The following is a 9,536-nucleotide window of genomic DNA, read 5'->3' on the forward strand; positions in this document are numbered from 1 at the left end:
CGTGGGTCATCCGCGCCGTCGCCACTGATGGGCGTGACGATAAGATGCTCGTCACCAGCCGAAGCGTCCTCAAGCTCCGCGACTTCAAAACCATCGTTGGCCTTGTCAGTTTCCTGACCGACATGGGCTGTACGACCGCTAGCATCCCACTTGAAGAAGGTGGCCGCGAGCGCCACGCCGCGCCTCCGGTCAAAGGCAGCTGACCGCGCGACTGCGCTCGTCGTTGCTTTGGGTACAGGCGTTTGTTCCGCGCCCCCGGCCCTGGCCGACGGTTTCATCTTTTCGGTTGGCCCAGACGGCCAATTGATTTCCTCTTCTCAAGAGACAAACGGGCGCCTTTTTCTCTTCGCAGAACCTCGCGTTCCTGACGCAACGAGCGAGACAGCGATCCCGGCTCGATCCGCCGCCCGCGCCACCCCAGAAATCCTCCATGCGATCGAGACCACGGCTCTGCGGTATGCCGGGCATGGTGCGCTGCGTCGCGCAGGGCTTTCAGTCACTGATTGGGCGCTCCTTTACCGAGCCAACATCGAAGTCGAGAGCGCATACAATCCGGCTGCACGTAGCCCTGTCGGTGCCATAGGCCTCGGCCAGCTTATGCCGGATACCGCCCGCGACCTCGGCGTCGACCCACATGACATTGCGCAGAACCTCGACGGATCAGCCCGCTACCTGCTGATGATGCTCGACCAGTTCGGCGAGGGCTCTCTGGCCCTTGCGGCGTACAACGCTGGCCCTGAGGCGGTCACACGCCACGGCGGCATCCCCCCTTTTCGAGAAACCCAAGGGCATGTGGCCCGTGTGACCGCCGTGTTTGAGCGGCTCAGAGGAGACCTTTCGTGACGTCCAAATCTTCCTTTGTCGCGCTTGGCGCGATGGCTCTCATTGTGCTGGCGGGCCCGGCGCTGGCCCAGAGCATTGACCTGTCGCCCGTGCAAACCCTTCTGCAAGGCATCGTCGATGCGATCACCGGCCCCTTGGGAATCGTGATCGGAACGCTCGCCCTGATCGGCGTCTTCCTCTCCTGGCTCTTCGGCATCCTCGACTTCCGCCAGGCGCTCTGGGTCGTGGTTGCAATCGCGGGCATCGCCGCAGCACCCACCATCGTCGCCGCCATCTGGACGACCTGAGCAAGACCGATGTCCGACCAGTCTCGCGTGTTCATCGGCCTTCTCAGGCCACCCAAGCTGATGGGCTTGCCGATCATGTACGCCATGGTCTGGCTCTTCGGCTCGACGCTCCTGTTCCTCTGGGTGCAGAGCTGGGTGGTCGCCGTCTTCGCGGGGCTGGCCTGGCCGGCGCTCTGGAAAGCCGCAGACTGGGATCCGAACTTCCTCGATGTCCTGGTGATCACCCTGCAGGAAACCCCGCCCACGACGAACCGCAAGCTGCACGGAGGCGACAGCTATGCCCCGTGATGGAATTGCCAATGACGTGGAGAACGCCATCGATCCGCTGACTGCGCTACCCTCATGGGTCAAGGGCGAGAAGCGGCTCTCAATGATGCTGCCTTACGTGAGCCTCGTGAACGACCGAACGATCCGGACACGCGGCAACGAACTGATGCAATGCATCCGCCTCGAAGGGGTGAACAGCACCACGAGCGAGGACGGGCATCTCGACCGGATCGGAGGGTTGCTGGCTGGCATCGTGGCGCAGGTCGGGACGGAGTTCTCTTTCTACCTGCACAAGGTCTCGAAAGCTGTCGATGTGACCCTGCCGCCCATTCCGGGCGAAGGGTTTGCGGCCGCCGTCGACAAACAATGGCACGCGCATCTCGGCCAAGCGGGCTTGCGCGACAAGACACTGACCCTGACCGTGCTGAAGCGACCAGAGACCAGCAGCCGCCTGCCCTTCGGACTGGGGGCGTCTCGCGCGCGACATGCGGCCGACACCACCCGCCGCTTGCGCAAGCTCGACGAGGTTGTGGGGTTTCTGCTGTCGTCCTTCGATGAGCTGAAGCCCCGCCTGCTGGCCGCAAGCACCGGCGAGCTTCTGGGCTTCCTCGGTTCACTCAACACAGGCGAGGAGCACCCGCTCTTCCCCCGGTCGCGCCTCGGTGTGATCGCCGAGGACCTAGCAAATACCCGCGTCACCTTCCGCGGCACGACCATCGCGCTCTCGGACGGTGCCGTCGGCGACAAGCTCGGGGCGATCTTTGCGGTGAAGAACTACCCCGCCAAGACCGACAGCCTGATGCTCGACGAGCTGAATCTGCCCGTCGACATGGTGGTCACGCACTCTTTTGTGCCGATCAACGCCAACATCATGGCGGGCCGGATCAAACGGCAGCTGCGCCTAATGCAGGCCGCCAATGACGGAGCCGTCAGCCTCGCCCAGGAACTGGAACTCGCCCAAGACGATCTGGAATCCAAACGCCTGATCTTCGGCGAGCACCACATGACCGTGGCGGTCTATGCGCGGACCCAAGCCGCCCTCGACGACATCGCAGCCGAGATCCGCAACATCTCTGCGACCTCCGGCATCAACCTGATCTCGGAAGCCTTCGGGGCACGGGCGCATTTCATGGCGCAGCACCCCGGGAACACAGGGGCGCGCAGCCGCAAGGCCGCGATCACGAACCACAACTTCGCCGATCTCGCCACCTTTCACCGCACACCGCTCGGAAAGACAGGGAGGGAAGTCCCGTGGGGCGTGCCGATCACACTCTTCCCGACGCCCGAGCGCAGCGGTTTTCGCTTCAACTTCCACGAACAGGGCGCGCCAGATCGCGAGCCCACAGGAGGCCACACCCTGATCCTCGGACGTCCCGGCTCCGGCAAATCCGTACTGGCGGCCTTCCTGATGACCATGGCACGCCGCGCAGGTGCGCGGGTCTTCGTATTCGACTATCGCGCCGGCATGGAAATGGCCGTCCGCGCGCTCGGCGGCAGCTATTCGACCATACGGGCCGGACGCCCCACGGGCCTCAATCCGCTCCAGACCGAGATCGACATGCGGGGCCAAGCATGGCTTGCTGATTGGCTCGCGAGCCTCTTGGAGCGGCGCGATCGACCGCTAACCCCGATTCAGACCAACCGACTGCAAGAAGTCGTGCGCCAGAACGCCAGCGCAGGACATGCGGGCCTACGAAACTGGTCGGATTTCGCCTCGCTGCTGGTCTCGACCGATGACGAGGGCGATCTCTTCGAGCGTATGCAGGAATGGACGGCCGAGGGTCGCTACGGCTGGATCTTCGGGGCCAATGCCGAGGACAGTTTCAGCATCGATGGAGAAGTCGCGGGCTTTGACCTCACCGGCATCCTCGATTCCGAGAGCGAGCGGGAACGCATGGCGGTCCTGTCCTACCTCTTCCGCCGGGTCGAGCGCGTGATCGAGGACCGCAAGCCCACCATCATCGTCATCGACGAGGCATGGAAAGCCCTCGACAACGCCTACTTTGCGGAGCGACTCAGCAACTGGCTGGTGACCGCCCGCAAGCAGAACGCCGTCGTCGTGATGATGACCCAATATGCCAGCCAGCTCGAGCGCACCCGCACCGGCAAGACCATCGTAGAAGCCGTCCCGACGCAAGTGCTCCTGCCCAACATCCGGGCCTCCGCCGCAGAATACGCGATGCTCGGCCTGACCGAGAAAGAGCTCGACGTGCTTCTGGGCGTCGGCTCGGCCTCGCGGCTCGCACTTGTACGCGACGACCGTGGTTCCGTCGTGATCGATGCCGATCTCAGCGCGCTCGGCCCGCTCGTGACCATCCTTGGCGGAATGGAGAAGGGCGAAGCGCTTGTCGGCGCCGATTATCGCGAACGTCCTGATTTCTGGAGAGTGACATGACCCGTACCATCATTCGCAGCGTCGTGCTGCTCGGGCTCGGCCTGACCCTGACAGCCTGTGCACAGCATAACCCCCCGCAAGCCAACTGCTTCAATTTTCGCGAGGCTCCTGCGCAGGCAGGAACCGCCACCGCCACGATCTCGACCATGGGGGCGGAGGTCACGCGCCGCGACACGGCCTGCGATTTCGTCCTCTTGGGGGCGGGCGGCTGAACCAATGCGGACCTGGCTTCCTCTCTCGATGATCGGCTTTGCGCTGGCAGCTCCCACGGCGGGGCCAGCCATCGCCCAAGGCGTGCCAACCTTCGACCTGCGCCTCTTCGCAGAGCGGCAGGCCATCCTTGAGCAGACCGATCGGGACCTGACACTGCAGCAAGACCGGCTAAGCCGCGAGGAGGAACTGGCCGAAATCGAGCGCCAGCAACTCGCCTCCCTCGAAGGGCTCATGGATGCCATGTCGCTTGGCGCTGGAGAGGTGGCCGGAACCGTAGCCGGGCTCGAGGCGGGGCAGGGGGCGGTTGACGACGTCGAAAGCGCAGCCGCAAGCCTTTATGCACCCGAGGACAACAACCCAGCGGCCGCGCGGATGTTCGGCGATGCCCGGGAGGGGATCGAGGAGCTGATCATCCGCGCAGCACGCGACACCCATAGTCTGCCCGGAGTCGGCCGCGCCGGCCTGTCGCTCGTGCAATGGCGCTGCCTCCTGCAGGCGCTGATCTGGCAGGAAAGCCGATTCCAGATCGGCGCACGCTCACCCGTGGGAGCCTTCGGACTTACCCAGATCATGCCCGGTACCGCAGGCGATCTCGGGATCTACCCGGCCTATTACGACGATCCCTATCTGCAGGTCACCGGTGGCGCGCGATACCTCGCCCAGATGCTGAACATGTTCGATGGCAACATTATCCATGCGCTCGCCGCCTATAACGCCGGTCCGGGCAATGTGCAGGATTATGGCGGTGTGCCGCCCTTCGCGGAAACCCAACACTATGTCGTGGTGATCCCGCAGCAGTACAACAGCTACCTCGCCGCCGTAGGCGGCATCGACGCGCTCGGCACCATCGACCCCGTGCTCCTCGCCAACGCGAGTTTCAGCCTCTCGGCCCACGGCGCAGGGGTCTATGGCGACTATTCGCTGGTCTCGGTCCGTGCCGCCGCCCTGCGGGTTCAGGACATCATCACCCGCATTGGTGAGACCGAGGATCTCCACGAGGCCATCGCGCTCAACACCTATGCCCGGGCCGAACTGGCCCGGCTGGTCGCAATCCGGACCCGGATCAAGGCCGCCCGAACCGAGCCACTCAGCGCCGAGCAGATCGCCTTGGCGGCGGCCCAGGCTGCCGAGCGGCAATACATGGATTTCAGTCAGGAGGATTTGCGTTGAACCTGCGCCTGCCCCGTTCCCTTTTCGCCGGTAGCATCGCTCTCGCGCTTGCCCTCAATGTCACCGGACCTGTCGCGGCACAGGGTGTGCCCACGGTGGACACTCAGAACATTGCCCAGGAAATCCGCCAGCTTCAACAGATGCTGCAGGATTTCGGGATCCAGACCGATCTTCTGGACAATGCGTTGGAGCAACTGGACATGCTGCAAAGCCAACTCGATCAGCTGAACGAGATGTATGCCTCGCTCACCGGGCCGCGCAGCATCCTCGGACTTGCCATGGGCGGGGACCTCGACACCTTGCTTGAGGCCAACTTCGAAGACATCCCTGGCCTGATCCGAGGCATCCAGGCGGGCGATTGGAGCGCGCTCATCGGGCCCAATGCCGGGCCCATGCGCACGCAGATGGAACAGGCGTTGGCAAGCGCCGGGTTCGACGAGGATTCACTCCGCGAGATCGCCACCAGCGGCAATCCGGGCGCCGAAGGCGTGGCCACGCGGGCAACCACAGGTGCTGTGATGTCGGCAGCGGCGCAGAACAGCCACGCAGAGGCGGAACAGTCTCTCGAACGGGTGGAGCGTCTGGTCGAGATGATCCCCGACATGGAAGATCTCAAAGCCTCAATGGATCATAACACACGCGTCACGGCGGAACTCGCCATCGCCATGACCCGGATGTGGGAGCTGGAAGCGATCCAAACCCTAGGCGCAGGCAATGCAGGCGTGGTCGACGCCGCCACCGTTGCCGAAGAACGCCGCTACATGGACTTCACCCTGCCGGATCTTGAGCCATGAGTGGGGTAGGAGTGATGACTGCGCGCGAGCTCGTGGAAGAGGAACTTGTCTACGGTGCCCTGCGCCGGGAACAGCTTTGGCGGATGATCGGCATTTCCGGAGCAGGCTTTGGCGTATTCGGCTGTTTGACAGCTGCGGCTGTCGCGCTGATGGTCGAGACGCCGCCTCCCGTGGTTGTCCCCTACGATCCCGCGACCGGGATGGCGCTTCCCAATGCCACGGTTGAAACCGTGTCGCTCGCCGAACGCCCTGCCGTGATCGAAGCGCAAATCTACCGCTACATTATCGACCGCGAAACCTACAACCAGCTCGACAACGATCTTCGTGTCCGCCGTGTCCTGGCACAGTCTTCCGGGTCGGCCGAGGCCAGCATGCGCGCGATGTGGACATCGGGGCAGGACAACTATCCGCCGACGCGATACGGGGCTGCGGCCGAGATGACCGTTGAGATCGCATCGATCACCCTTATTGGCGATAACCGCGCCCAGGTCCGGCTCAGAAAGCGCCTGACAAGCCCGCAGGGGGTACAGGATGGATCGTTCACTGCCACCTTGATGTTCGAATTCCGGCCCGAGCGGACCCGCGCGATCGACGATGTCTGGCAAAACCCTTTCGGCTTCACCGTCACCCAATATGCCATCCGATCGGACCGTTCCGAATGACTAGCACTCCAATCTTTACCTTGTTGGCCGCCAGTTTTCTCACGTTCGCGGGATCGACTGCCTTGGCCGAGACCACGCCCCGCCCAGGTTCTCATGACAACCGCGTGCGCGTAGCGACCTGGACTGAAGGCCAGGTTTACCGTGTCGTCACGACTCTGACCCGCGTCACCACAGTCGAATTCGGTGAGGGGGAAACCATCCGCTCGATCATCGCCGGCGATACGGTCGGGTTTCAATTCGACGGTGTCCCGGGTGGCCGTGCCTTCGCCATCAAGCCGACAGCATCTGGCGTCGCCACCAACATCACCGTCTACACCAACCGCCGCTCCTACTACTTCCATGTCGTCGAAGCCCGGGAGACGCCGCACTATGTCGTGCAGTTCCGCTACCCTGAAAACCGCGTGCAACCCACCAGGGCGGTTGCGGCCGATGCGCCGAACGCGAACTATGCGGTCAGCGCCCGAGAAGAGTTCACGCCGACGGCTATCTGGGATGATGGTACCTTCACGTATTTCCGGTTCGCACGGAACGCGCCGGTGCCCGCCATCTTCCGATATTCGAACGGAAGGGAACGCGCGGTGAACAGCCACACCACAAGTGACGGCGTCATCCGCGTGTCCGGCGTCAACCGACAATGGGTCCTTCGCCTTGGCGAAGAGGTGATTTGCGTCCAGGACGCAGGGCAGGCCACATCATGACCGAAGGTACGGAAGACCTCGCCGCGCGCCTCGCGGCTCTCGAAGGTTCGACAGGCAAAGCGAAGGCCAACAAGCGGCCTGCGCCGCTTGCCGCGATCCTTGGAGTCGTCGGCATCGCGGCAGCAGGTGGTCTGGCGTGGGCTGCCCTACAGCCGTCGGCAGAAACACCAATGGCGACCGCCGCGCCGGAAGAGTTCCAGAGCAGCGGCCCCGGATTCGGAGATCTGGCGCCGATTTTTGCCCCGGAGCCCAGCCAAGCCCCGCCTGCGGACACAGGTCCGAGCGAGTCAGAACTCGCGCTGATAGAAAGTCTTGCGACATTGAGAGCGGAACTCGAGGAACTGCGCGCAAGACCGGCCGAGGCCGCGGACAGCGGGGCGGAGCAGGCGATTGCGGACCTGACGGCGCAAATTGCCACCTTACAGGAAGCATCCGCCGAGGCGCAGCGTACCCTCGAGCGGCAACTGACAGAGCGGGATCGCGAATTGGATCAGCTCCGAATGGACTTGGAACTTGCAAGGCTTGCACCACCAGAGCCGACCTCATTGGGACCAAGTGAAGAAGAATTGCGGCTGGCCGAACTCGAAAGGCGGCGCGCAGCCGAAGCCGAGGCCCGCGCAGAGCGTATCGCGTCTCCTATGATCGCCTTCTCCGGGATGGGCGCAGGTGCGGATAGGGAGAACACGCTGGAAGCCGCACGTCTGAATGCAGATGAAACCTTTGTTCGTTCGGGCGCGCAACCTGCACAGGCGACACGTGCCGAAGTGATCGCTAACCCATCGAACACGGTTGTTCAGGGCACCATGATTCAGGCTGTGACAGAGACGGCCCTCGACAGCACACTGCCCGGCGCGATCCGCGCCATCGTCTCGGAAGACGTCCATTCTTTCGATGGAACGCGTATCCTGATCCCGCGCGGCGCGCGGCTGATCGGGCGCTACCGCTCCGATGTCGCACTCGCCCAATCGCGCGTCATGGTGGCATGGGACCGGATCATCCTGCCCGATAATCAAACCGTGCAGATCAGCGCCTTCGGTGGAGACGAACTCGGCCGTACTGGCACCACCGGGTTTGTCGACACCCGTTTCGCGCAACGCTTCGGCTCCGCCGCGCTGATCTCCTTGATCGGCGCCCTGCCTGCGGCTGCAGCGGGTCAGATCGACAGCGAGGCGGCGGCCGATGTCGCGAGCGATGTCGGCACGGACCTGCGCGACAGCACCCAGAGCGTGATGCAGGACTATCTGGCGATCCGGCCAGTGATACATGTCGACCAGGGTACACGGATCACGGTCATGGTTGATCGTGACCTCGAGATTTTCTGACATGGCTGCAAGTTATCTGGAAGCGTCGCTCGACCGTTTCGGCCCCAAAGTCCTGCGCGACGACACGATCGAAATCTGCATCAATCCTGACGGACAAGTCTGGGGAGAGTTTCAGGGCGATCACTTCATGCGTGCACTGGGCAGCCCGCTGACCCAGACCGAGATCAAGGACCTCGGCAATCAAATCGCCTCCGCCGCCTCGACCACACTCAGCACCAAGAAGCCCATCGTCTCGGTCTCGATCCTCTATCGCGACCGGCCAATCCGCGCGCAGGTGATCCAGCCGCCGGCAGTAGAAGGCGGGTTCTCCATATCGCTGCGATTCTTCTCCTCCCTGCCGCTCGAGGCGATCAAGCTCGGGTTTCTCTATGGCAAGGAGCGCAGCCTCGAAGGCCTGCGCCGCGAACGTAACGCCGCGCTGCGCGATGTGGTGGCCTCCGGCGACATCGATGCCGCCCTGCGCTTCTGCGTCGAGAACAAGCTCAACATGATCGTTTCGGGCGGCACCTCGACCGGCAAGACAGTCGCGGCGCGCAAGATCCTTTCACTGATCCCGCCCGAAGAGCGGATCATCACCATCGAGGAGGCAGCCGAGCTGCACCCCGAGCAGCCCAATGTCGTGACGTTGATCGCTGACCGGGACACGGATGCCCGCAGTGCCGATGTGCTCTTGGCCTCAACGCTTCGCATGCGACCCGATCGGATCGTCCTAGGCGAAGTCCGCGGGCGCGAGGCGATGACGTTTCTCGAGGCAATCAACACCGGCCACGGTGGATCGCTGACCACACTGCATGCCGAGACCCCACAACTTGCTGTTCGCCGCCTCGCCATCGCCGCCCTGAAAACCGATGTGCCAATGACCTATGCCGACATGATCGATTATAT

11 protein-coding genes are annotated in these 9,536 nt (G+C 63.5%); all 11 read left to right on the forward strand.

Features of this window, described 5'->3' with window-relative positions:
• Window positions 1–159: 159 nt before the first annotated feature.
• On the forward strand, window positions 160–843 hold the full coding sequence (locus G455_RS0121400) for a lytic transglycosylase domain-containing protein (RefSeq protein ID WP_028095511.1): 684 nt from the start codon (window positions 160–162) through the stop codon (window positions 841–843).
• Window positions 840–1,130: a TrbC/VirB2 family protein gene (locus G455_RS0121405; RefSeq protein WP_028095512.1), complete on the forward strand. Its 291-nt coding sequence runs from the start codon at window positions 840–842 to the stop codon at window positions 1,128–1,130. Before G455_RS0121400 ends, G455_RS0121405 begins: the two co-directional genes overlap by 4 nt.
• A gap of 9 nt (window positions 1,131–1,139) precedes the next feature.
• A complete protein-coding gene (locus G455_RS0121410; RefSeq protein ID WP_018065947.1) occupies window positions 1,140–1,418 on the forward strand; it encodes a type IV secretion system protein VirB3 in 279 nt (92 codons plus the stop codon).
• Window positions 1,408–3,792 (forward strand): VirB4 family type IV secretion/conjugal transfer ATPase, encoded by a 2,385-nt coding sequence (locus tag G455_RS0121415; protein WP_028095513.1) that lies wholly within the window; start codon window positions 1,408–1,410, stop codon window positions 3,790–3,792. Before G455_RS0121410 ends, G455_RS0121415 begins: the two co-directional genes overlap by 11 nt.
• The gene (locus G455_RS0121420; protein WP_028095514.1) at window positions 3,789–4,004 is read left to right on the forward strand and encodes a hypothetical protein; all 216 of its coding nucleotides are present in this window, start codon (window positions 3,789–3,791) and stop codon (window positions 4,002–4,004) included. Before G455_RS0121415 ends, G455_RS0121420 begins: the two co-directional genes overlap by 4 nt.
• Before the next feature lie 4 nt (window positions 4,005–4,008).
• Window positions 4,009–5,175 carry a lytic transglycosylase domain-containing protein gene (locus G455_RS0121425; protein WP_028095515.1) on the forward strand — a complete coding sequence of 389 codons (1,167 nt, stop codon included), beginning with the start codon at window positions 4,009–4,011 and terminating at the stop codon, window positions 5,173–5,175.
• On the forward strand, window positions 5,172–5,969 hold the full coding sequence (locus G455_RS0121430; RefSeq protein ID WP_028095516.1) for a type IV secretion system protein: 798 nt from the start codon (window positions 5,172–5,174) through the stop codon (window positions 5,967–5,969). The genes G455_RS0121425 and G455_RS0121430 overlap by 4 nt, the downstream gene beginning before the upstream one ends.
• Window positions 5,970–5,983: 14 nt before the next feature.
• Window positions 5,984–6,631, forward strand: coding sequence for a virB8 family protein (locus tag G455_RS0121435; RefSeq protein WP_035367175.1), 648 nt, complete (start codon window positions 5,984–5,986; stop codon window positions 6,629–6,631).
• Entirely contained in the window at window positions 6,628–7,329 is a 702-nt protein-coding gene (locus G455_RS0121440) for a TrbG/VirB9 family P-type conjugative transfer protein (RefSeq protein WP_154664453.1), read from the forward strand. The genes G455_RS0121435 and G455_RS0121440 overlap by 4 nt, the downstream gene beginning before the upstream one ends.
• Complete coding sequence (locus G455_RS0121445) at window positions 7,326–8,651, forward strand: TrbI/VirB10 family protein (RefSeq protein ID WP_028095519.1); 1,326 nt, start codon at window positions 7,326–7,328, stop codon at window positions 8,649–8,651. The genes G455_RS0121440 and G455_RS0121445 overlap by 4 nt, the downstream gene beginning before the upstream one ends.
• A 1-nt stretch (window position 8,652) precedes the next feature.
• Window positions 8,653–9,536, forward strand: an 884-nt coding sequence (locus G455_RS0121450; RefSeq protein ID WP_028095520.1) for an ATPase, T2SS/T4P/T4SS family, incomplete at its 3' end; no start/stop codon positions are given.

It is taken from the genome of Pseudodonghicola xiamenensis DSM 18339 (assembly GCF_000429365.1).
GTDB lineage: Bacteria > Pseudomonadota > Alphaproteobacteria > Rhodobacterales > Rhodobacteraceae > Pseudodonghicola > Pseudodonghicola xiamenensis.